19 protein-coding genes are annotated in these 23,114 nt (G+C 46.1%); 6 read left to right on the forward strand and 13 right to left on the reverse strand.

What is annotated here, in order from left to right; genetic code table 11:
• Positions 1 to 4: 4 nt before the first annotated feature.
• From ABIE50_RS22310 to ABIE50_RS22320, 3 genes are all read right to left on the reverse strand, one after another.
• On the reverse strand, positions 5 to 775 hold the full coding sequence (locus ABIE50_RS22310; protein ID WP_209859502.1) for a DJ-1/PfpI family protein: 771 nt from the start codon (positions 773 to 775) through the stop codon (positions 5 to 7).
• Positions 776 to 841: 66 nt separating this feature from the next.
• Positions 842 to 1,780, reverse strand: a complete 939-nt coding sequence (locus ABIE50_RS22315) for a GlxA family transcriptional regulator (protein WP_209859500.1) — start codon at positions 1,778 to 1,780, stop codon at positions 842 to 844.
• Between the two features lie 83 nt (positions 1,781 to 1,863).
• The gene (locus tag ABIE50_RS22320; RefSeq protein WP_209859498.1) at positions 1,864 to 2,754 is read right to left on the reverse strand and encodes an aminoglycoside 6-adenylyltransferase; all 891 of its coding nucleotides are present in this window, start codon (positions 2,752 to 2,754) and stop codon (positions 1,864 to 1,866) included.
• A 147-nt stretch (positions 2,755 to 2,901) separates the two neighbouring features.
• On the opposite strand from ABIE50_RS22320, the gene ABIE50_RS22325 reads away from it, so the two are divergent.
• The 3 genes from ABIE50_RS22325 (at position 2,902) to arr (ending at position 5,023) form a co-directional block, all read left to right on the forward strand.
• Positions 2,902 to 3,972 carry an alpha/beta hydrolase gene (locus ABIE50_RS22325; RefSeq protein ID WP_209859496.1) on the forward strand — a complete coding sequence of 357 codons (1,071 nt, stop codon included), beginning with the start codon at positions 2,902 to 2,904 and terminating at the stop codon, positions 3,970 to 3,972.
• Between the two features lie 159 nt (positions 3,973 to 4,131).
• Positions 4,132 to 4,593 (forward strand): MarR family winged helix-turn-helix transcriptional regulator, encoded by a 462-nt coding sequence (locus ABIE50_RS22330; RefSeq protein WP_209859494.1) that lies wholly within the window; start codon positions 4,132 to 4,134, stop codon positions 4,591 to 4,593.
• Positions 4,594 to 4,597: 4 nt separating this feature from the next.
• The gene (gene arr / locus ABIE50_RS22335) at positions 4,598 to 5,023 is read left to right on the forward strand and encodes an NAD(+)--rifampin ADP-ribosyltransferase (protein WP_142688316.1); all 426 of its coding nucleotides are present in this window, start codon (positions 4,598 to 4,600) and stop codon (positions 5,021 to 5,023) included.
• Between the two features lie 119 nt (positions 5,024 to 5,142).
• On the opposite strand, the gene ABIE50_RS22340 is transcribed toward arr, so the two are convergent.
• The 8 genes from ABIE50_RS22340 to ABIE50_RS22375 form a co-directional block, all read right to left on the reverse strand.
• Positions 5,143 to 6,945 (reverse strand): DUF4091 domain-containing protein, encoded by a 1,803-nt coding sequence (locus ABIE50_RS22340; protein WP_209859492.1) that lies wholly within the window; start codon positions 6,943 to 6,945, stop codon positions 5,143 to 5,145.
• Between the two features lie 45 nt (positions 6,946 to 6,990).
• Positions 6,991 to 7,524, reverse strand: a complete 534-nt coding sequence (locus ABIE50_RS22345) for a gluconate 2-dehydrogenase subunit 3 family protein (RefSeq protein ID WP_209859490.1) — start codon at positions 7,522 to 7,524, stop codon at positions 6,991 to 6,993.
• Complete coding sequence (locus ABIE50_RS22350) at positions 7,525 to 9,225, reverse strand: GMC oxidoreductase (protein WP_209859488.1); 1,701 nt, start codon at positions 9,223 to 9,225, stop codon at positions 7,525 to 7,527.
• 38 nt (positions 9,226 to 9,263) lie between these two features.
• Positions 9,264 to 10,022, reverse strand: coding sequence for a glucosamine-6-phosphate deaminase (locus ABIE50_RS22355; protein WP_209859486.1), 759 nt, complete (start codon positions 10,020 to 10,022; stop codon positions 9,264 to 9,266).
• 7 nt (positions 10,023 to 10,029) lie between these two features.
• Positions 10,030 to 11,127, reverse strand: coding sequence for a Gfo/Idh/MocA family protein (locus ABIE50_RS22360; protein ID WP_209859484.1), 1,098 nt, complete (start codon positions 11,125 to 11,127; stop codon positions 10,030 to 10,032).
• Between the two features lie 56 nt (positions 11,128 to 11,183).
• Complete coding sequence (locus tag ABIE50_RS22365) at positions 11,184 to 12,026, reverse strand: glycoside hydrolase family 16 protein (protein ID WP_209859482.1); 843 nt, start codon at positions 12,024 to 12,026, stop codon at positions 11,184 to 11,186.
• Positions 12,026 to 13,561: a RagB/SusD family nutrient uptake outer membrane protein gene (locus ABIE50_RS22370; RefSeq protein WP_209859480.1), complete on the reverse strand. Its 1,536-nt coding sequence runs from the start codon at positions 13,559 to 13,561 to the stop codon at positions 12,026 to 12,028. The genes ABIE50_RS22365 and ABIE50_RS22370 overlap by 1 nt, the downstream gene beginning before the upstream one ends.
• A 72-nt stretch (positions 13,562 to 13,633) precedes the next feature.
• Positions 13,634 to 16,711: a SusC/RagA family TonB-linked outer membrane protein gene (locus tag ABIE50_RS22375; protein ID WP_209859478.1), complete on the reverse strand. Its 3,078-nt coding sequence runs from the start codon at positions 16,709 to 16,711 to the stop codon at positions 13,634 to 13,636.
• 226 nt (positions 16,712 to 16,937) lie between these two features.
• Here ABIE50_RS22375 and ABIE50_RS22380 point away from each other — a divergent pair, with 226 nt between their 5' ends.
• Both ABIE50_RS22380 and ABIE50_RS22385 read left to right on the forward strand, forming a co-directional pair.
• Positions 16,938 to 19,793, forward strand: coding sequence for a ligand-binding sensor domain-containing protein (locus ABIE50_RS22380; RefSeq protein ID WP_209859476.1), 2,856 nt, complete (start codon positions 16,938 to 16,940; stop codon positions 19,791 to 19,793).
• Positions 19,794 to 19,915: 122 nt separating this feature from the next.
• Complete coding sequence (locus ABIE50_RS22385; RefSeq protein WP_209859474.1) at positions 19,916 to 20,506, forward strand: RNA polymerase sigma factor; 591 nt, start codon at positions 19,916 to 19,918, stop codon at positions 20,504 to 20,506.
• Here the strand turns inward: ABIE50_RS22385 and ABIE50_RS22390 are convergent.
• Positions 20,456 to 20,740, reverse strand: a complete 285-nt coding sequence (locus tag ABIE50_RS22390) for a PDDEXK nuclease domain-containing protein (RefSeq protein ID WP_209859997.1) — start codon at positions 20,738 to 20,740, stop codon at positions 20,456 to 20,458. The genes ABIE50_RS22385 and ABIE50_RS22390 overlap by 51 nt on opposite strands.
• 243 nt (positions 20,741 to 20,983) lie before the next feature.
• On the opposite strand from ABIE50_RS22390, the gene ABIE50_RS22395 reads away from it, so the two are divergent.
• Positions 20,984 to 22,012, forward strand: a complete 1,029-nt coding sequence (locus tag ABIE50_RS22395; protein WP_142688307.1) for a glycosyltransferase family 2 protein — start codon at positions 20,984 to 20,986, stop codon at positions 22,010 to 22,012.
• 50 nt (positions 22,013 to 22,062) lie between these two features.
• On the opposite strand, the gene ABIE50_RS22400 is transcribed toward ABIE50_RS22395, so the two are convergent.
• Entirely contained in the window at positions 22,063 to 22,959 is an 897-nt protein-coding gene (locus tag ABIE50_RS22400; RefSeq protein ID WP_209859472.1) for a helix-turn-helix domain-containing protein, read from the reverse strand.
• Between the last annotated feature and the right edge of the window lie 155 nt (positions 22,960 to 23,114).

The raw sequence follows: 23,114 nt of genomic DNA on the forward strand, positions 1-23,114 counted from the left end.
AGGTTCAGTGTTTCACCACCAGCCCCTGCCCTGGTATGTATTTGTCGTATTCCATATGCCTGGCAATGCGCAGCGCTTCTGCTTCTCCCTTCAGCTTTGCCACCAGGTGCAGCGCGCCGTCTATGCCGGCGGAGATGCCGGCAGTGGTAATAACACGTCCGTTATCTACATACCGTACATTGTCCATCACTTTGGCGGAAGGCACAGCCTTTTGTAACGACCGGATGCTGTTGTGAAAGGTCGTTACAGTGAGGTTGTCCAGCAAACCGGCGCGGCCCAGCACAAATGCCCCGGTACATACGGAGAAGTAAATTTTTGTGCCGGCATCCCGGCTTTTGATCCAGCTGATCACTTCCGGATCATCGGCGGCTACGTCGTCATCCCCGCCAAATATGGCAAAGATATCTGCAGGTGGGGCGTCCTGTATGCTGTAGTCGGGGTTCACCTTTAACACACCCTGTACCGTAACGGGCGCCTTGGTTTTGCCTACAGTAAATATTTTAAACCCGGCATAGGAAAATACTTCCAGTGGTCCCGCGAAATCGAGTACCTCCGTACCATTATACAGGTAGAAGCAGATGCTTAAGGGCGACTGTTGTGATGCTGTGGTGCTATCACGGAGCACCAGTGTCATACCACAGTGCGGGCATACGCCTGGCTTATGATATACAATAGTGTCGCATGGACCGCAAGGCGGGCAAACATAATCGCCCCCTTTTTGTTGTGCCATTCCCCATAATGGGATACACAGCAGTAGAATAAACAGATGTTTCATATGTGATTATTGTCCACGCAAATTACGCAGACGCCAACCTGCAAAGAAGGACAATCCACCTGCCGATCAGGCCATTTTCATGCTGGCTGCAATGCCCGCCTTTTTTGCTAACTGTCCCAGTTGGCGGGTACTGCCAATCCCGCAGGTTTTGGCTACCCATGCCAGCTTCTGGCCGTCCTTCAATAATTGCATGGCCTTTTCTTCGCGCAGGTTACGGATATAATCGCCAATGGTAATACCTGTGGTAGATTTAAAGAGGCGGGTAAGATTCCGCGGCGACATATATACCATTGCAGCCAGTTCGGTGATGGTTAGTTTTGTGTGCAGATGATGGGTGATATGATCCTGTATTTCGTGTACCTGGTGATTGATATGTTGCCGGTATTGCAGATGGATGCTGTGCTGGGAAGCCGCTCCGTCGCGGCGGATGTATACCACCATGTCTTTAGCTACGGTATAAGCGAAAGTAGGGCCATAGTGTTCCTCTACCAGGAACAGCGCCAGGTCTATTCCCGTGGAGATACCTGCGCTGGTATAAATATTATCACTCTTTACAAACAACCTGTTCTCTATTACCTGCAACTTCGGGAAGCGTTGCTGTAGGGCGGCGGTATAGCCCCAATGCGTGGTACAGCTGCGCCCATCAAGCAGTCCTGCCGCTGCGAGCGCAAATGCTGCGGTACACACAGAGCATAAGGTAGCCCCCACCGCCGCGGCCTGCTGCAACCATAGCATCCACGTGTCATCGGCTGAATGATCCCATTTCGCCAGGTCCATTCCGGCTACGATCACAATATCATCCCGTTGAATAGTGATGGCATCGGGCGGTTCCACACGGGTGAATCCCAATCCTGAAGAAGTACCCGGCGCCGTATAGGGCGATACGTATCTCAGTTCATACGGATGCCCGCAACATCCTGCTTCATAAAAAACAGTGACGGCGCCCGCCAGGTCCATCAGGTGCACATGATCAAACAGAAAAAATATGACACGTTTTCTTTCCATTATGCTAAGATAGTAAAGGGCATCCTTTATATTGGCTAATGGTACTCATCTCACATCAATACAAACAGATCCTCATTTCCACTTTAACCATAAATAGCCTCCGCATTTTGAGGGAGTTGTTCTACGTGCTGCATATAAGCGGTTACATTGGCATCCCAGCTTTCCGGGTATGTGTAGCCCAATGCTGCTGCAACAAATTTTGCTACTGTTCTGAAAAGATCCATAGCAGCATATACAGCCTTCCATATTTGCGGCAGACTGGCGGGCGCATAGGTAGCCAGCAACTTTTCATATATTTCCGGCTCAAGGAGGCGCTGGTAAAAGCTTCCCATCTTACCCGGGTTTACCTTAAACCCATAACGGCAACCGATATACCAATCCATCATTTGTAATAGTGCGCCGCGGATCACCTGGTTGAACAATTCCTGTACCTGGATCACCCTTCCCCTCCAAAGTCCTTTTGCCAGGCCGGAGTTGGTATACCAGAACTCATTACAGCAATCAGTAAAGGAGCGGAAGGAAGGTTGCTGTACCCAATAGCCGGTGTCGCCTGCAGGTGGCAGGGGCCGCGTATTAAACAGGCCATTCCTGTCCCACAGTACTTTGCAAAGGCTATCGCTGGTAAAATGATCGAGCTTATCCAAAGGCACCATCACCAGGTCTATACGATTGCCATCGGTAAACTGCATAAGATAGGAGAAAGCTCCTTCCAGCTCCGGCGAAGGCGGATAAAGCTCCATATCCTCCGGCAGCTGCATGATCATTCTCTCGCCAAAAACATCCACCCAGCTATGATCCTGCAGAAACGGTTCCAGGCTCTCCACCACATAAATGATGTCATAATCCTGGAAAATATCAGGTGTTACATTCGGGTTCGATCTTGATCCATCCTGCAATACGGCCAGTATACGGTCGTTGTTACGGGCCACGCGTAATATTAGTTCCATCATCCGGGATTCATTTCTGCTTATCATATGTGCTGCTGTTTGGCCAAATTTAATACAAAGCTTACATATCAGTTTTACAGGCATTCAGGGGGTTACAAGATGTGTTGTTTAGTGGTGAGATCTTTAGTTCAAATTCGTATATTAATGCCCGTAATCACTCATAATTGCAGCCATATGAAAAAATATATGTCCCGTTTCATTATTGCTTTCCTGGTGTTGGCCTTGCCTGCAAGAAGCTTTGCGCAGCAGCAGATTGCGAAAGGCACTGTTCAGCGGATCTCCATCCACAGCAAGTTGCTGGAAGGTAATCTGAGTGGCGATGATCCCAGCCGCCATGTCTCTGTTTATTTACCTGCCAGTTATAATTCCGGTAAGAAGAAACACTACCCGGTGGTTTACTTCCTGCATGGCTATACCGATAATGACGCAAAATTTTATGGCTTCCAGCAGCATTGGATGACGCTTCCTCCCATACTGGATTCGGTATTTGCCAGCGACCCGACTCATGAAATGATTGTTGTTACCCCCGACGCCTATACGCTTTTCCAGGGTAGCATGTATTCTAATTCCGTCACCACCGGCAACTGGGAAGATTTTGTTGCCAAAGAACTGGTGGGTTATATAGACAGCCACTATCGCACGCTGGCGCAAAAAGAAAGCCGGGGCTTATGCGGCCACTCTATGGGTGGTTATGGCGCATTGCGGATAGGAGAAAAGAACCCTGATGTTTTTTCAACAGTATACCTGCTGAGCCCTTGTTGCTTAAACTCCACCCCGGTATCGGCCGGAGCTATGCCACCCGGCTTTTCACGTGCGGAAAGCATTAAAACGGTGGAAGAACTGCAGAAAGCGGATTTCCTCACCAAGGCACTTTTTGCATCAGCAGCGGCATGGTCGCCCAACCCGGAAAACCCTCCTTTTTATATCGACCTCCCGGTAAAGGATGGGAATATTCAGCCATTGATCATGCAAAAATGGGATGCCAACCGCCCGCTGAATAATTTAGACCAATATATCTACAATATCAGGAAACTGAAGGCTATTGGCTTTGATGCCGGGGACCGGGATGCTGGTATTGCGGAGAGCATCAGGATACTGGACAGGGAGCTTAATAAATATCATATCAGCCATTCCTTCGAAATTTATGAGGGGGATCATATTAACCGTGTAAGTAAGAGAATTGAAGATAAGATGCTGGATTTTTTTGGTAAGAATTTATTGTTTGGCCAGCACACGAAACAGTAATATATTAATGCGGGGCCTGCTTCTTCCAGGCTACTCCCTCTAACTATCCCAACCTGGGATGGGTTTGTAAATCCCTGTCTCCAAATAATTCCATTTTTTTTGGGAGACAATCTATTTATTATTTATCTTTACAATCAAGATAATTAATAATCAAGATATATGCCTTCTAAAGAGGAAATCAGGAAGCTGAGAAAGCTAAGCCAGCAATTTGCGTATACCTCTATCCAGATGCACGAAGCCATTGGCAGAAAGGCGGGCATGTCTGGCACAGACCATAAATATTTAGGGTTCTTACTTCAGCAGGGAGAAATGACAGCCGGGGAGTTTTCTGTTATAACAGGCCTCACCACCGGCGCTGTTACCAGCTTAATAGACCGCTTTGAAAAGAAAAGACTGGTAAAGCGGCAACCTGATAAAGCCGATCGCAGAAAAGTGATCATCGTACCGGATACAGAAAAAATAACAAAGCTGTTCAAGCCCCTGTATGAAGATTTTCAAAGCGGCACTGAAAAACAGTTTGCTGCATTTTCATCAGAAGAATTAAAGGTTTTGGAGCGGTATTTTATAAATGCCATGGAAATGATGAACCATAAAATAGATACGATCAATCAAAAACAATAATATTATGAGCGAAACCCAGACACCTATTCAGAATGCTTTTGCCCAGACCTTCTTTCATGGCACCAAAGCGGATTTAAAGATCGGGGATCTTATAGCAACCGGTTATAACTCCAATTTTGTAGACAGGAAATTAAAACATATTTACCTCTCCGCTACCCTGAACGCTGCTGTATGGGGAGCTGAGCTTGCTTCGGGGGAAGGCCGTGAACGGATATACCTGGTAGAAGCAACCGGAGCCCTGGAAGATGATCCTAACGTAACCGATAAAAAATTCCCGGGTAATCCTACCATGTCTTACCGTTCTATCCATCCATTTAAAGTTGTGGGCGAGGTCACTGTGTGGCAAAAACATTCGCCGGAACAGATCAAAGCAATGAAAGATGCGTTGGAACAGCTGAAACAGCAAGGCGCGCTCGTGATAGAGGAGTAAGTTAGTAGCAGAATTGCAGGCAGAAATGGATACCTGGAAAGATGTATCCTGTTCAACGGATTTTTCTTCTTAATGCTATAACAGATAACGAAGGTGGCTGTTTATTGAAACGCTGTTCTTTAACGTGCCAGTTCATTGCTTAATGCTATCATCAATGCTCTGCCCTTCTCTATATCTGCAGTGATCTTTTCCTCTTTAAAACCACGTTCAGCAGTAAAAACGTTCAAATGCTGCTCTATAGCCTGCCAGCTGCGTTTCACCGTTTTATTGCCTGATGCAGCCGCCTGTATTTTCAGGATACGTAATTTTTCATAATCAACGATCCCTTCTCTCAGCTTCTCCAAACGGATGCTGCTGTTGCCGCCGGGATATACCAGGTAACAATCTCCTGCGGGCCATGAACCGTGGCGGGCGTCCCGCACCGGGTCTTCCGGCCATCCGTCGTAAGCCCAACGCAGGAAGCCATCATAGCCACGCGCAAAGGAGTACCAGCTGATCCAGCGCCCTTCAATGGGAGGAGAAAATACAAAGTTGTTAGGTACCGGCGGATTACAGCAAACATAAAAAGTAGTGGTAGCGCCTCTTGCGCTGCGTTGCCGCTGCTGGCTATCCGCAGGCTCATTACCATACAGGTAACAGTAATCATCCAGCAGGGTATCCAGCTCCTGGTGCCAGTTGCCCGCATAGGTGATACGCCATTGGGGCGAATGCTCTTTTATTACTTTAATAGCTGCAAGGGTTTGGGGCAGCTCATTTTCATTAATGCCCAGGTATGTTTTTTCAAACCATCCTTTCTTCTCCAGGTGAGCCCTGAGATCGTCCAGGAAATTGTGCCAGCGTGCGCGGTATTCTGCTGTTCCCGGCGCCCACTGTGCATATACATAATTACCGCTGGCTGCATCGGTATAACGGAAACGGTTACCCCAGGGAACGGGCGTATAAATAGTGATGGCCTTGTTAATGCCCAACGCCATAGCCATTTCCACGTAATCGTCGAATATCGTGTAATCATATTTCCAGGTGCCATCTTTTTGTTTGATCCAATTGATCATGCCTCCTTCTATCATATAGGAATTATCCGACCAGGGGGAATGTACCGCATAGGTGGTAATATATTTTCCACCGGCGCCGGCATACAGCTGCAGGTGTTTTTTCAGCAGGGCCCTGTGCTCATCAGACCATGGCTCCACATGATTGTACCATGCCACTGCCCACGGGTTCTGCCAGAGATCCAGCCGGTATTGCCATTCCTGCGGTGGCGGCAACAGTTGCTGTTGCACCCTGATCTTCATATGCAGGGTGTCTGTATAGCGTTCCGTATGCACCAATACAGTACCCGTGTACTGTCCCGGTGCTGCATCCGCGGGAACGTCCAGCGATATCCAAACCGGCCTGGTGGTTTTCCCCTCCAGGTCAAACCTGTCAAACTCCTCCAACCTGTCGGGCATCAGGAAGCCCTGCTGATATGGCGAGCCTTCACATACAGCGTCTTTTGCGCCATAAGGATAGTTGGACAGCACATAACGCACCAGCTGCAGGTTAACATGTTTACTACTGATCACCTTTCCCTCCGCATTCACCAGGTTGCTTACGGTAAACCTTACCTGGCGCAGGCTGTCGGGCGACCAAACCAGCAGTTGTGCATTCAGCCGTTCGTTCTTCCACCCCGTTGCTTCCCATGTAGCAGTAATGTTTTGCGAAGGCGCTTCTGCCCTGAAATAAGCCTGTTCCGTTGACCCGAAGGCAGCATGTAGCCCACTGCGCAATTCCTTCCAGGCAGCGGGAGCTGTCGGCTCATCAAATGTATACTCCGGCTGGTAATGCGGCGCCAGTACAGGTAATCGGGCAGCATCCATTTGCCCTTTGTGCTGTGCGAAAGCTGTTGCCGAAATGAGGCAGCATATAATTGCTATTCCCTTCACGCTGTTGGGTTTAAGAAGTTATCATTGTGAAGCCGGCTCCGGTGCTCAGGACCATGCTGTTTCCCCGTTATAATCAATACATCCTTCATAGGTTCCGGGTACCGGCAGGAAACGTAGTACCTTTGTGGCCCCGGCTTCAGAAGTAAAGAAGCCCAGTAAGGTCAGTTGTTTCATCAATGTAAAATAATGCGTTGATCCTTTCTGGCTCCTGGCCTGTTCATCGATGCCGGTAAGCAGGGATTCTTTTTGAGCTGTGGAAAGTTGTATAAAACCTGTCTTAAATTTTTTCTTTGAAGCATCGTTTAGCTGCGTAATGCCCCGCTTCAGTATTTGCTGTTGTCCGTTATCGTAGCAACCGGAGGCATAAAAGCCAATGAATTTACCGACCGCTGCATCCTTTGCCCCCGGCGTATTAGTACGGGGAATGATGGTTTCCGCCACTTCATCCAGGAAGGCGATATCGCCTGCGCTGAAAAGCGGCCCTTTAGTGTCTTTACAGCCCGAAAGAAATAATTCCCCGCCAACAAATGCGGCCCCGGTAAGAACGGCAATTGTTCTGATCAATTCTCTGCGGTCCATTTACAATGCTCCTTTTTTTAGCTGCTCCACTGCGTAGTTAGCAGCTCTTGCGGTTAATGACATATAAAGAATGGACGGGCTCTGGTTGCCAGTGCTTGTCATACAGGCGCCATCCGTAACAAACACATTTTTACAGTGATGTAACTGGTTCCATTCATTCAGTAAGGAAGTGGCGGGATCATTACCCATACGCACCCCTCCCATTTCATGTATATCCAGTCCAGGCGGCTGGTGATTATCAGTTACCACGATATTCTTTGCACCGGCTGCAATAAGCATGGCTTTTCCCTGTTCAATAAAATCCTTTACCATCCGCTCATCGTTATCGTCATAATCTACAGATGTGATCAGCAAAGGAATTCCCCATTCATCTTTCTTATCTTTGCTCAGTCTTACATGATTGCTTTCCTTCGGAATGGTTTCACCCTGCATATACATATACGCGCCCCATTTCCCCGGCTTGCTGATCGCTTCTTTAAAGCTGGCTCCCAATGCTGCAGGCACGTTCTTATCGCTTAACTTTTCCCGGTACGCGGCGCTAAAAACCACGTATCCTCCTACAAAATCTGTATCTTTCTCATATACATTCCTGAAGTTGGGAATAATACATTCTGCCGGTTTCGATACCTTGTAATACTTATCTTCAAAACCATCAAACTCGCCGCTCATGCCCGCCCTGTAATTATGGAAGCAAATATATTTTCCCAGCAGGCCGTTATCGTTCCCCAATCCATTTGGAAACCGTTTGGAAGTAGAGTTCAGCAAAATGAGATTGGTGTTTAAGGCCGATGCATTGAGGAAAATGATCTTTGCATGGAACACCGTCGCTTCTTTTGTTTTGGCATCAATCACTTTAACGCCTGTTGCCTTACCGGATTGTTCGTCATAAATAACAGAGTGCACCACGGAAAACGGGCGCAAGGTCAGGTTCCCCGTTTTTTCCGCCCAGGGAAGTGTAGATGCATTTGAGCTGAAGTACCCGCCAAACGGACAACCACGCATACAAAGATTCCGGCTTAAACACTGCCTATGCTGTTCCTTGTGAATACTGGTAGGCCGGGTTACCTGGGCCCACCTGCCGGATACATAATGACGGTTGAATTTACCGGCCAGTACGTCCTTTAAGTGCTGCTCTACACAATTCAGTTCAAATGCAGGCAGGAATTCACCATCCGGCATAGTATCGATGCCTTCCTTATTTCCGCAAACACCAATAAATTTTTCTACATGACTGTACCAGGGAGCAATATCCTGGTATCCTATGGGCCATTCAATCCCATATCCATAGCGGTGCGGAGCGGTAAAATCCATTTCACTCCAGCGGGCGCAGGCCCGTCCCCATATCAGTGATTTTCCACCCACCTGGTACCCGCGTATCCATTCAAAAGGTTTTTCCTGGATATAAGGATGATCGGCATCCTTTATAAAGAAATGTTTCGTACTGTCGTCATATCCTGCGGCCCTGCTGATATAAGGGTTCGCACTCAGCTCCTTTTCGGGCACTGCGCCCCTGTATGGAAATTCCCAGACCGGCGTATTGGCGGTTGGATAATCCCTGATATGCTCCACATTTCTTCCCCGCTCCAGCACCAGCGTTTTCAATCCTTTTTCACACAACTCCTTTGCAGCCCAGCCACCGCTGATACCACTACCAATTACAATGGCATCAAACTGCGTAGCAACATCTTTACTATCTGCCATACATAAAAAATTTACTGATTGTTATTCACCCTCCCGGGTCAACCCCTATTATCTGCGTCTTCTTCATATAAATCCCTGTCTGACAAACAAGCGGCTGCATCTGCATCTAAAAAAACGGTTACCGACGGATGCTGCAGCAACAGGCTGGCCGGCAGTTCATTCGTGGGTGGCTGCTCCAGCATTTTTTGCACGATCACTGCTTTGTGTTTACCGCTCGCCATTAAAATAATATGCCTGCTTTCCAGGAGTGTGCCCATTCCCAAAGTGATCCCTTTGTCCAGTGCCTGGGGCCGGGTAAAATATTTTTGTCCCACCTTTTTTGTTACCGGGTGTAGTGCTACTACCTGCGTCCTGTTGTCTTTTGCAGTTCCCGGCTCATTCATGGCAATATGTCCATTCATTCCCACTCCCAGGATAGCTACATCAATCCCGTTCTTCTCACTGATAAACTGCTCCGTCCTCCGGCATTCTTCCTGAAGATCGGTTGAACGCCCATCAAAAAAGCAGATGTGATTTCCGGGAATGCCCAGTGGCTGAAACAGGTCCCTGTTGACAGAATACCGGCAGCTTCCTTCATCGTTGCCGTTTAGCCCTACCCATTCGTCCAGTCCCACAAAGTTCCAGTTGGCGTACTGCGTTTGTTGATAAGTGTTGGCCATGGCCCTGTATAAACCTGCCGGCGTATCGCCGGATGCGGGGCATAGCAGTGGCAGGTCATACGCCGGCATCAGCTGCATTACACAGGCTGCCACCTTTGCTGAAAGCGCTTCATATGTTGGATAAATAACTATTCTCACGCATCTACTATTTAGTGGTGGAGGTTGGATGCAGCCACAGATCAACAGGCTTTTCTACTTTCTCATTAAAGGGAAGCATTATCTTTTTACCCTGCCCTGCAGATGCGTAGGCGGCATAGATAATTTCCAGCACATCCCTTCCGTCTTTCCCCGTCACCAATGGTTCCCGGTTATGCTGTACACATTCAATAAAGTGTTTTAATTCCTGGGGATAGCCCTGGTTAAAGGCTTCCTCGAATATGCAAAAGCTCCATCCTATGGTAGTATCTGTTTTTTCCATAGCATAACCATAGCCATTTTTGCTATAGGCCAGCACAGAGTTGCCGGTAAACAGGTCAGCATAAGCCACGCCGTCTAACCCGTGAATTTCACTGCGGTCGTCCATACCGCCCTGTTTTGCCCATGAGTTTTCTACCACGCCTGTTACGCCATTTTCAAACTCTATGATCACGATCGAATTATCTTCTCCCCTGGTCCTGTGTTTATGAAGCACTGTTTTCATAGATGCCGTAATGCTCACCGCCCTGCTGTTCTTCAACATCCATCTGAACCAGGCGATGCCATGGCAGCCCATATCCATCAATACCCCGCCGCCGGATTGGTTAATATCATAGAACCAGTCTGAATGAGGGCCGGAATGCTTCTCCGACTGTTTCAGCATATACACCTGGCCCACCGCTCCTTCTTCCACCAGCTTCCTGGCGCGCTCGTATTTGGGAGCAAAACAAAGTTCCTCTGCATACATCAGTTTTACCCCGGCTGCTTCACAGGCTGCAATCATTTCATCTGCTTCCTCCAATGTAACGGCCAGGGGTTTTTCGATAATAATATGCTTGCCGGCTGCAGCAGCTTTGAGCGTTACTTCCCGGTGCATAAAATTCGGAAGACAAATATCCACCACATCAACATCCGAGCTTTGCAGCAACTCGTCAACAGAAGAAAAGTGCCGGGCAATATGATGCTTATCTGCGAAGGCTTTTGCCCTGTCTGCATTTCTTGCATACACTGCTGCTATTTCTGCTTCCGGAACAAACCTTGTATAACTTTCCAAATGGATGTCGGCAATAAACCCGGCTCCTAATATGGCAACTTTCACCCGTTTCATACTTTTACCTTAATGAGATTCATTAAAAATTATACTTTGAGATCTTTACCGGGGTGTTACTGCACCCATTCGTACATCCTTACATAATCCACCTGCATGGCGGCCGGGAACACTGTTTCATCTATACCTTCCTTACCGCCCCAGTTGCCGCCTACAGCCACGTTCAGCAGCAAATAGAATTTCCTGTCGAAAGGCCAGCCTTCATGGCCTTTGTGCTCATTAGCCACCTGGTAATACACCTTCCCGTCGAGCAGGAAGGTGATATTATCAGGGGTCCATTCTATTGCATACACATGAAATTTCTTATAAGGATTTTTTATGTACACACCTTTTGTTTTCTGTGTTCCGATAACATGATTATAGGATTTGCTGTGCAGGCTTCCGAAGATGCTGTCTTTCATATATCCAACATGCTCCATCACATCAATCTCCCCGCTTTCAGGCCAGCCTCCGTATTCATTGTCTGTTGACAGCATCCAGATAGCAGGCCAAAGGCCCCTGCCTTTTGGAAGTTTGGCCCTTACTTCCAGCTTTCCGTATTTCCAGTCGCCTTTGTTTTTGGTGATCATCCTGGCCGAAGTGTATTGATGATCCCCGCTGCCGTCATTCCTGGCAATTACAGACAGGGTGCCATTTTCCACTTTCGCATTATTGATATCTGCGCCGGTGTAAAACTGCAGCTCATTATTTCCCCAGCCGGATCTGCCGGTCTGATATCCCCATTTGGTGCTGTCCGGTAATCCGTTGTAGTTAAACTCATCGCTCCAGGTCAGCTTCCATTTTGTATGCCGTTTGATGGACTGGGCCTGGGAGGTCGCTATGCAGCAACATCCCACCCATGTTAAAACGAGACAATAAATACTTCTTTTCATCAGGTTAAGTGCTTTCTTTACTATCATTATTTAAGCTTTGGATTTACATCTTCCTGTGCCTGCGGAATGGGAATATATTCACTTCTACCTTTTATAAAACCAGGGAGCACGGTGGCGGCCTGGTCGGTTCTCAGCAGGTCGTTGAATCTTTCCCCCCACCATTCACAGATCAGTTCCGCATGGCGTTCATCCAGCAACTGCTGCAGCGTTACATTGCTGATTGATGCCAGCTTTACCCGGTTCCTGACTAAATTTACCTGGGCATCCCCGCTTTGTCCTTTACGGATTTTTGCTTCCGCATTCATCAGCAGCGCTTCTGCATAACGCATGATCCGGATGTTATTATTTGCGCCATAATAGTCAATCCTGTCTGCCGTCATTTGCGAACGGGGAGTATATGATTTACCATTAAAGTATTTCTTCCTTGACGCATTTCCGGAGATAGTATCCCCATCAGGCGTAACCGAATAGGTACCGGGAGCGCCATTAATACCGCAATACTGGATGGCTGTTTTTAAACGTACACTATCATTACGTGATTTCAGGAAATCAACCGCTTTTTGTGTGGGCACCATCCATCCAGGGCCTGTAATAACAGGGCTGTAGGTATTTTCGGGTCCCTGGAAGAAAAAGAAGTTACCCCATTCTTCGCCCGGGCCACCGGAAATTACGATATCGCCGGTAGATTTTCCAAAATCGGAATATTGCAGTTCCAGAATAGATTCATCACATAACTTACCCGGCTTTTTAAACAGCTGGTAGTAATCATTGAACAGGGAGAACTTGCCGCTATTTACAATCTGGTTAGTGCAGTCCAGTACTACATCCCAGTAAGTGCTGCCATTATTATTACCTGCCAGGTCCATAGCCGCTTTGGCTTTCAGCATCAGCGCCGTATACTTCGTAACGCCTCCAACATGCGCAGCTGCATTGGGACGGGCATCTTCCAGGTTGGCAATGCAGAAATCCATTTCGGAGATCACATACTTATTTACGTCCTCAACGCTGCTTTTGCCAACTCCGCCCAGGTTAGCCGGGTCGTTGCTTTCTATGCCCAGGATAGGTACTGCGCCATAGCTTCTGCAAAGCCAGAACTGTGCAAGCGCCCTGTAAAAGCGGACTTCCGCCTGGTACCTTGCCAGCAGCCTGGTTTTGTCGGCATCGCCCGCAGCGATATTTTTCCCAAATTTGTCCAGTTCAGCCAATGCGCTGTTGGCGCCAAGCACTACGGAATACATGCTGATCCACATATCGTTGATACCCCAGTAACTTTTTACGGTTACATCGGTTTGAAAATTGTGGATGCCTACCTGTCCTGCATCATCATTTCCCGGTTCGATATCATCACTGCGTGACGACCGGATAGCAACACTGATCCATTTTCCGAAAGTGCCGCTGGCAGCGGTTCTGTATACACCAGACACCGGCTGGTACATTAAAGACAGATCAGTATAATCGATGGTAGTTGCCTGGGGCTGATTTTCCAACGGGCGATCCAGGAACTTGGAGCAGCCGGAAAATAAAACCGTTGCGATGAGCAAAATTGCTATATAGATTCTCATATTTTCTTTTTTTAAATTTCTATAACTGGTATTACAGCAACATTTTCGTATATCCTTAAACGAAAGCCTTTTTTAGAATGTAGCTCTTACACCTAAGCTGTAGGTAGAAGAAACCGGGTAAACGTTCGCATCATAACCGGACACCTTGTAGCCAAAAGAGTTATTTGTACCTACCTCAGGTGTAAAGCCATTGTACCGGGTAAACAGAAAGGGCCTGTCGGCAGTAGCAAATACCCTCATGGCAACAGGCGATACTTTACCTATATTAAAGTTATAGCCCAGCTGAATGTTCTGTATGCGCAGGTAAGCGCCGCTTTCCACAAAGAAGGAGTTGCTCACCTTAAACCAGCCCTGTCCCAGTGCATAGGCAGAAGGATAGGCATTCGTTGATCCGGGGCCGGTCCACAGGCTGGATGCGAATTTCTCGTCCAGGTTCAGGGAAGTGGAAGCTTTGTAAAGCCGTCCGCGGTTAAGGTTGAATATTTTATTTCCGGACACGCCCTGGAACGCCACACTGAAATCAAATTTTTTATAGTTAAGCGCTATATTAAAGCCATAGGTAACTTTGGGCAAATAGCTACCCATGTTGATACGGTCTTTATCATCCAGCACGCCGTCACCATTCTGGTCTTTATACTTGGGAAATCCGGGCAGGATAGGTGAAGTAGCTGTTTGGTTATAATGCGCCGCCACCGGGTCGCCACTCACTTCCTCAGGGGTTTGGTATATGCCTGTAAATTCATACCCATAGAAGTAGTTGATGGGTTGCCCTACTACGATACGGTTCGGAAATTCTGCTGTCCATTCAGGGAAACCGCTGGTTGAACTGGGAAGCGTACCTAAGTTGGTGACTTTATTTTTCAGGGTCGACATATTCGCGCTTATCTGGTACCCGAGGTTACCGATTTTGTCGTTCCAGCTCAATGCAATATCCCAGCCGCTGTTCTCCATATCTGCCCAGTTACCATATATGGTAGTGTAGGTGAAGGGGAATGGCCGGGAGAAAGCAGCCTGGGAAGTTTTCCTGTTGTAGTAATCAACAGAGCCGTTTAATCTTCCCTTCAGCATTTCAAAATCAACACCCCCATCCCACTCTGTTACTACTTCCCAGGTAATATCTGTATAGAACCTGTTTACGGAATACCCTGGTATATATTCCCCGTTGGCGTTGGCAGTGCTGCCAAAAACAGCAGAAGCGCTGTTGCCTGTTTTTACAACGGCGTAACCTGCGTTGGCATTTACCCCGTCGTTTCCAAGCTTACCCCAGCTGCCTCTCAGTTTCAGGAAGTCAAAAACTTTCTGGTTCTTCATGAAGGCTTCCTTGCTCAGCACCCATCCCAGGCCCACGGAAGGGAAATAGCCCCATTTGGTCTGGTACTTTGAGCTTCCGTCTGCACGGAATGTGGCAGTAAGCAGGTATTTATTATCATAATCATAGGTACCGCGTGTAAAATAGGAAATACCGGCGTTACGGGTACCGTCTTCTCCGTAGTAAGCCGCATTGGATGTTCCCTGGCCGGCATACCATGATTCTTCCACATTAGGTATGTTATCGGCTTCTGTCCGCGTCTGGCGCCAGCGCTCTTCCCTGGTTGATTGCCCCAGTAACAGGCTCCAGTGATGCAGGCCCTTACCATCTTTATAGGTAAGCAGGTTGTCCAGGATATAATTGGTAGTTCTTTCCTGGATGGATTTGAGGTGCGATACGGTAGAGCCGGCGCCCGGGCCCAGGTTCCGCTGAGGCAGGTAGTTTGTGCCCAGCAGGGAACCATAGATCTGGCTCAACTGGGATCTGAATGTAAGCTTGTTCTCCCAGAAACCGGCTTCGCCATATAATGTAGGCAATATCTGGAAAGCCTTTGACCTGTCGTAATTATAATAGGCAGATGCCATAGGGTTTTTGTCATCAGACCTTCCAATCACAGAAGCGGCGGTAAACTTCACCGGGAACGCATTCACGTTGGCGTCGTCATACACGGGGTACAACGGGGAGGCCGTGTAAGCATCCAGGAAAGCGCCGTTATTGGGACTAAAAGTAACCGAATTATTAAAGATGGCAGAGAACCCTAATTTCAACCAGCTAAACGCCTTCGCTTCCAGTTGTAAGCGGCCGTTATATCTTTTAAAGTTGTTCAGCGCATTCAGGATACCATTCTGATAGGTGTAGTTCAAACCCATTGAGTAAGTTACCTTGTCGCTTCCCCCCTGCACATCAATGCCGTGGTTGGTCAGCATTGCGCTCTTTCTCAATATAACATCATACCAATCGGTGCTGGTAGTGGGATTAAGCCCGCTGCCGCCGAACCTTTCGGACGACAGTAACACGGTGCCGCTATCTGCCACAGATCCCCGTTGAAGGGAAAACTCAGTATATTGCCTTCCGTTAGCCATTTTAAGGACATTCGTTGGCTTCTGAACGCCTACATAGCCATTGTAGGTTACGCGGGTTTTCATATTGGCCTTTCCTTTTTTCGTGGTGATCAGCACTACGCCATTGGCTGCACGTACCCCGTAGATGGCAGCACCGGATGCATCTTTCAGGATAGACATGTCGGCAATATCATTGGGATTCAGAAAACTGATGTCATTTACAAACATTCCATCCACCACATACAATGGATTTTCATTGTTAAATGACCCTACCCCTCTGATGCGTACATTCGGGGAGCTGCCGGGCGCCCCGCTGGTAACCACCTGTACACCGGGAACGCTTCCCTGCAATGCCTCCATCGGGCTGGCAGTAGTGCGTTTAAGCATATTTTCCGTGTTAACAGTGCTGATCGGGGCGGTGAGGTCTCCTTTCTTTTGTGTGCCATAACCAACCACTATTACTTCATCCAGGCTGGTCCTGGAAGTCTCCAGCTGAATACTCAATACGCTGCCGGAGATGGCAACCACCTTGTTTACAAAACCAATTGCCGACACTGCAATTGAATCTGCACCGGGAGGCACGGAAAGCGTAAATGTTCCGCTTTCATTTGTCAGAGTGCCTATAACCGTACCTTTTACACCTATAGAGGCTCCAATGACAGGGGCGTTTTTGTCGTCAGTTACAGTACCTTTTACAGTTCTGTTTTGAGCGTTGGTTGTAAAATGGGCGGTAATAGAAAGTACAAGGAGGATAAAAATTCTGAAGAACTTTTTTTTCATACGTAAAATTTATTTTTGGTTGTTCCTGATAAAGTGGATCCGTGGTATAACAAATGTAGGCGGGCTTATCATTAAATGTGCGGAAACTACCCCAACAATACTACGTCTTATCCCGTAAATGCCTATTTTTATAACAAAAGACACTACTACAATACTACTACATCGGTTGATCGGGGAATACGATATGAATAAGACCTTACTTAATATACTGTTTTTTTCCTTACTATTGTCAGCATACTGTGGTGCCGTTCACGCACAAAACGGGTGCGGGCTTCCTGCAGTGGTCAACTACACCAAATTTGATTATCAGGGTGGCAGTCAGAACTGGGACATGGGACAAGATAAGCAGGGAGTCATGTATTTTGCCAATAACGAAGGACTGCTGAGTTTTGATGGAAGCCACTGGAAGCTCTATCCATTACCCAACAGCACTGTTATATGGTCGCTCGCGGTTAGCGACGATGGGAAAATTTATGTGGGCGGGCAGGATGAGATAGGCTACTTCTCCCCCGATGTCAACGGTATACTAACATATACATCTTTAAAAGATAATATCCCGGAGCAATACAAAAAGTTTGCGGATATATGGCATATTGCCATTATGGGGGGCAGGATCTTTTTCCAGGCCGATGGCCGCATCTTTGAATACAACGGTAAATCGATCAGGGTATATCCTTCCAATTCACAATGGCTTTTCATGGGGCGTGCCGGTGAACATATTTATGCTTCAGACCGCATGGCGGGATTATTACAGTTCGATAAAAATCAATGGGCGCCTGTTGCCAAAGGGAAGAAACTTACGGGTATACTCATTGCCGGCATCCTTCAAATGGGTAAAGACAGTATTTACATCGTTAGCCGGACCAATGGTATTTTCCTGCTGCACAACGACTCGATAAGTACAGTGCTTAATAATACCCCCGATCATCTCTACATCAATGCTGCTGCAAAGATAAATGAAGAGGAACTGATGCTTGCCACCTCTTCCGGCGGCTGCCAGGTACTTAATATAAGAAGTAATGTATGGCAAAGCTATTCCAATGACCAGGGCCTTCAGAACAACAATGCCCTGAGTGTATTTAAAGATGCCAGCAATAATTTATGGACAGGGCTGAACAGCGGCATCAGTTATATCAACTACAATTCCGCCATCAGGTACCTGCAGGTGGGCAAGGCCAGCAACCTTCCCGGTTATTCCACCTCCATATTCAATAACAGGCTGTATGTGGCCACATCCAGCGGCCTGTACAGCGCTCCTGTGGCTAACAGTAATGATATACACATTACGAGGGATGATTTTTCCCTGGTAAAAAATACAGAGAATCGTGAAGCCTGGAATCTTGCCGGGATAAACGGGCATTTGTTGCTTGGCGGTGACAACGGGAGCTACGAGGTACAGGGCACTGAAGCCAGGCAGCTTTCCGGGGATGCAGGCACCTGGTATTTCCTTCCGCTATCTTCTGTTTATCCTGTACAGGAGATAATTGTAGGCACCTATTATGGACTGAAGCGGCTACGGTATGAGGGCAATAGTTTTCACGATGAAGGCAAAATAGAAGGCACTCCCGACTCTTATCGCTTTATGGCATTAGATGCCAATGGGGATATCTGGGCTTCCCATCCCTACCGGGGCGTTTACCGGGTGAGTTTATCGGACGACAGGAAAAAATACTCCTTTCATTTATACACCGTCAGCGATGGCCTCCCATCTACCTTAAATAACTTTGTTTTTAAAATAAAAAATCAAATCCTCTTTGCTACTTCGGGAGGACTTTACGAGTTTAACCCCTCCTCCCAAAAATTCTCTCCCTCCGGGTTTCTTTCCGCTGTTTTTGGCAGGATGAAAGTACGGTACCTGACGGAAGACAAGGAAGGTAACATCTGGTTCTGCAACGAGAAAGGGACAGGTGTGGTGCATTTTTCGGCTGATACCGGCGGTTTGCCCAAGGTCACTTATTTCCCGGAGCTGGCCGGGCAGCTCCTTCCGAAGTTTGAGAACATTTATCCCTATAACAGGGAAAATGTATTTATTGGCTCCGAAAAAGGATTGATCCATCTCGACTATCAAAGATATACTTCCTCCAGGCATCCTATTTCCGTGCGACTGGGAATGGTGAAGATCACCGGTAAAACCGACAGCACCATCTATGGCGGTTACCAGAACACAGATCCTGCCGCCGCTGCTTCCGGCAGCAACAGGGAAATACTGCAGCTACCCCCGGCATTCAACGCTTTTCATTTTGAGTACAGCTCCCCGGTATATGATTTCCAGCAAAATATTACGTATAGCTATCAGTTGGAAGGTTACGATAATGACTGGTCATCCTGGGACAGTAAAACAGAAAAAGACTACACTAACCTGTCGAACGGGGAATACACCTTTAAAGTAAAAGCCCGGGACTACCAGCATAACGAATCCCCGGTGATGTCGTACACCTTTATAATAAAGGCTCCCTGGTATAAAACCACCTGGGCGATACTTGGCTATATGGCTATTTTAGCCGGCCTGGTATTTATGATACGCAGGTACCTGAAACATAAGCTGCTGCTGCAACAGCAAAAATTTGAGGAAGAACAGAAGAAACTCAAATACATTCATCACCTGGAGCTGGAGAAAAATGAAAAGGAAATCATCAGGCTTCAAAAGGAAAAACTGGAACAGGAGGTGCTGCTGAAGAAAAAAGAGCTTGCAAACACCAGTATGCACCTGATGGAAAAGTCGGATACCTTAACCAAAATAAAGGAAAGAGTGTCGCGCCTCAACAGTGAAACAAATGATATTAAAAGTATCACGGATCTCATTAAGGATGCTGAAAAGATCAATGCCAACTGGGAAGTGTTTGCCGCTCATTTTGACGAGTTGAATGATGATTTCCTGAATAAACTAAAAAAACAATACCCTCAGCTGACTACCTCCGATTTAAAAGTATGCGCTTACATTAAATTGAATCTGACCACAAAAGAAATATCGCAGCTGCTGAACATAACTGTACGTGGCGTAGAAGTAAGCCGGTACCGGATAAGAAAAAAGATTGGCCTGCCAACGGAGCAATCGTTAAGCACTTTTTTTAACCAGATATAAAAACGGCTGTAAGCCTGAAGTCAGGGGCATATTATATTCCTTCTCATTTTTTCCCCTAAGTCAAAACTATAGATTATGAAATTTTTATTTTAGTTTGCGCAGAAGGAAAATCAAGCAGAAAATTGCACGCAGATAAACTTTTGGAAGAACAGGAGCTCCTTACGCTTATTGAAAATGGAGACCCGAAAGCATTGGAACATATCTACCTGAAATTTTTCGGGCAGCTCAGTTATTATGCCTTTAAGTTAGTCAATGATGCAGAAGCAGCAAAAGATATCACTTCCGGTATTCTTATAAAAACCGCTGAACAGCCAAAGTATTTTGATAGTTTCCTGCATCTGAAAAATTATCTGTTTCTTGCCACACGCCATGCCAGCTTCCGCTGGCTGGGGCAGCTCAAAAAAGAACAACTTTCCCTGAACGAGCTCCAGCTTGTAGGAGACGATTATGACTGGCAGTCGGAGGTTGAGCAGATCCGTGCCAGGGTGGCTGCTGCCGCGCATGAACAGATTAACTTACTTCCAAAAGGCTGTGCCGAAGTTTTTAGAATGATTTACTTTGAAGGGAGAGATACTGCAGAAGTGGCGAAGGTACTTCACATCAGTACTAAAACAGTACTTAACCAGAAACAAACAGCTGTTAAATTACTGAGAGCTGCGTTATTAAAACAAGGGCTGCTGGCGCTTTTCATTCTTTTCTGGGGTGATCTTTAATTTTTCTTTTCCATGGGAATACCCGGTATTTCCTGCCATATCAGCCCTGCTCCGGGATACCAATGATTGCAGGTCTGATGTTCCGCCATAAGCATTGGCGACATGTGCAGCCTTCAACTCAATTGCGCTTAAACACTGCAATGTTCTATGATAAAATAACAGATCAATGTAAAAATCGCAGTTCCCGGCATGGACCTTATATTCTTCTGCGACAATAAAAAAACCTTTGCTGATCCAGGAATGAAATTCTTCATCTGTTTATCCATCCTTTTTTGCAGATCGTTTTCGTTAAACGACAATAATTGATTTTAGAGTAAAACCTGTTCCTGCTGTTTTGCAATTGATGAGAAAAAAATGCACAGGAATCAAAAATGAAAATTATCTTCGAGCTCAAAACTGGCAGCAGCAGGATAAATAGCCGTGAAAAGAAAATATTTTATGAACATAATGATCTATCCAATTCAATAACCGATCTGCATGGATAAAAATGTAAATCCCCCTTTAGTTACTGTTTTTATGGCTGCCTTTAACGGTGAAGCCTATATTGAAAAGGCCGTACAAAGTGTCCTCGATCAAAGCTTTACTGATTTTGAGCTGTTAATTATTAATGATGGCTCCACAGATCGTACACCCGACATCGTTCATAAATTTACTGATCCCCGAATCCGTTTTATTCACAATGATAGCAACAGGGGCCTTACTTTTACCCGTAACCGTGGGATTGAAGAGGCTAAAGGACAATATATAGCAATTCTGGATTGTGACGATTTAGCCATGCCTGATCGTCTTAAAGTACAAACCGGTTTCTTAAATTCGAATCCTGAAATCGCAATGTGTGGCGGGCAAGCCATAACTATTGATGAATCCGGCGAACAGACCGGAAACCTGAATGTGATTGCAGGAGACAAGGATATATCTCCTGAATTGGTATTTCATAATATCTTTATCAATTCGACCTTAATGATCAAAAGATCTGCCATGGTGGAGGCAGGTGGATACCGGGATTATTCTCCCGCGGAAGACTATGATCTTTCTTACAGGATCTCCATACATCATCCCGTAGCAAACCTGAACGAGGTCCTTGTCGCATACCGCCTTCACGGAAATAACATTTCAAAAGTGCAGAATGAAAAAATAGTTCGTGCAGAGCTCCGTATCATCGAGAACATCCATACAAACCTGGGCATTCCCAAGGATGAAAATTTAATTCGGATTCATCATGACTACTCCAGTTATCGGTTTTCATCCAGAAGCTCAAAAGAGTTCCTGCAGGTTTTTGAGGCCCTGAAACTGGGTAATTCCAAATCCAGGAACTATTCCGTTCATATATTCAATGAAATGCTCTTCAAAAAATGGTTTATACTTTTAAGACATAAAAAAGAAAAAAGAATTCTTCCTTTATATTTTAAAAGCAGATTATTTGAATGGCAATTTGTTACTCCCAAGGAATTACGCAAAGTATTCAAGCAGGCTTTTTTTCGTAACCTTCCCTTAAAACGTCAGTAATATGATACCTGCAATGAAGAGCAGCACTGAAGAAAACATCAGCAATATTTTTAATTTAACAACCTGTATTCAGTGGGTGTTTTCCCGGTTTTCTGTTTAAACAACCGGGTGAAATGTTGTTGGTACTTAAAACCCAAATGAAAAGCTATATCACTGATAGATTTATCGCTGTCAAATATCATGGACTTTGCTGTGTCAATCACTTTGGATTGTATATAGTCTAACGCCGTACTACCTGTTTCTTTTTTGATAAGGTCCCCCAAATAATTGGTTGAAAGATGTAACTGCCCGGCACACCAGGTTACGGTTGGCAGGCCTGATACCTGACATTTATCGGACTGAAAATATTCGTTCAGCAAGCTTTCAAATCTTACCAGAATATCTCTGTTGGCATGGCCCCGGGTAATAAACTGGCGGTCGTAAAAACGCATACAATAGTTCAGGAATAATTCGATGTTGGAAACAATAAGCGTTTTACTATGCTTATCTATATTCTGGCCTATTTCATATCCAATTTTTTCAAAACAATCATTTACAATTGCCCTTTCTTTTTTTGATAAGTGCAGGGCTTCATTCACTTCATAGGAAAAGAAAGTGTAGTTCTTAATTTTTCTGCCAAGATCTGTACCTGCTATCAGGTCCGGGTGAAACACAAGTGCCTTACCCTGGGGCTTGATCATTTTTCCCTTGCTATCAATTCCATAAACCTGACCTGGTGAAATAAACACCAATGTACCATCTTCATAATCATATGGCTGGCAACCATACTTCATATCACCACATCTGATATACTTTAGGAAGATGGCATAGATGCCCATGTATCTCCTAAAATACTGATAAGTTGGCATGCCATCGAAATCAACAACGCTCACAAGCGGATGTAAGGTGTCAACTCCCAGGGTATCATTGTATTGCTTAACAGTATCAATTCTTTCCACCTGCTCCATGACCTGGAATTTTATTTATACAAATTTAGTAAACTCTGCACGTTTCAGATTGAATTAAAGCAATAACAGTGAAAGTGGTAAATAAATCTGTGCTTTGTATAAAAACCTTACAACGGATAGTGAATAATTTTGCAATACCAGATAATCAGTATATG

Origin of the sequence: Chitinophaga sp. OAE865, assembly GCF_040546735.1 — a bacterium.
In the GTDB taxonomy this organism is placed as follows: domain Bacteria; phylum Bacteroidota; class Bacteroidia; order Chitinophagales; family Chitinophagaceae; genus Chitinophaga; species Chitinophaga polysaccharea_A.

Coding starts and splice junctions, on each gene's coding strand:
- ABIE50_RS22310 (WP_209859502.1), bottom strand. CDS start 775: ATGAAACATCTGTTTATTCTACTGCTGTGTATCCCATTATGGGGAATG.
- ABIE50_RS22315 (WP_209859500.1), bottom strand. CDS start 1,780: ATGGAAAGAAAACGTGTCATATTTTTTCTGTTTGATCATGTGCACCTG.
- ABIE50_RS22320 (WP_209859498.1), bottom strand. CDS start 2,754: ATGATAAGCAGAAATGAATCCCGGATGATGGAACTAATATTACGCGTG.
- ABIE50_RS22325 (WP_209859496.1), top strand. CDS start 2,902: ATGAAAAAATATATGTCCCGTTTCATTATTGCTTTCCTGGTGTTGGCC.
- ABIE50_RS22330 (WP_209859494.1), top strand. CDS start 4,132: ATGCCTTCTAAAGAGGAAATCAGGAAGCTGAGAAAGCTAAGCCAGCAA.
- arr (WP_142688316.1), top strand. CDS start 4,598: ATGAGCGAAACCCAGACACCTATTCAGAATGCTTTTGCCCAGACCTTC.
- ABIE50_RS22345 (WP_209859490.1), bottom strand. CDS start 7,524: ATGGACCGCAGAGAATTGATCAGAACAATTGCCGTTCTTACCGGGGCC.
- ABIE50_RS22350 (WP_209859488.1), bottom strand. CDS start 9,225: ATGGCAGATAGTAAAGATGTTGCTACGCAGTTTGATGCCATTGTAATT.
- ABIE50_RS22360 (WP_209859484.1), bottom strand. CDS start 11,127: ATGAAACGGGTGAAAGTTGCCATATTAGGAGCCGGGTTTATTGCCGAC.
- ABIE50_RS22365 (WP_209859482.1), bottom strand. CDS start 12,026: ATGATAGTAAAGAAAGCACTTAACCTGATGAAAAGAAGTATTTATTGT.
- ABIE50_RS22370 (WP_209859480.1), bottom strand. CDS start 13,561: ATGAGAATCTATATAGCAATTTTGCTCATCGCAACGGTTTTATTTTCC.
- ABIE50_RS22375 (WP_209859478.1), bottom strand. CDS start 16,711: ATGAAAAAAAAGTTCTTCAGAATTTTTATCCTCCTTGTACTTTCTATT.
- ABIE50_RS22395 (WP_142688307.1), top strand. CDS start 20,984: ATGGATAAAAATGTAAATCCCCCTTTAGTTACTGTTTTTATGGCTGCC.
- ABIE50_RS22400 (WP_209859472.1), bottom strand. CDS start 22,959: ATGGAGCAGGTGGAAAGAATTGATACTGTTAAGCAATACAATGATACC.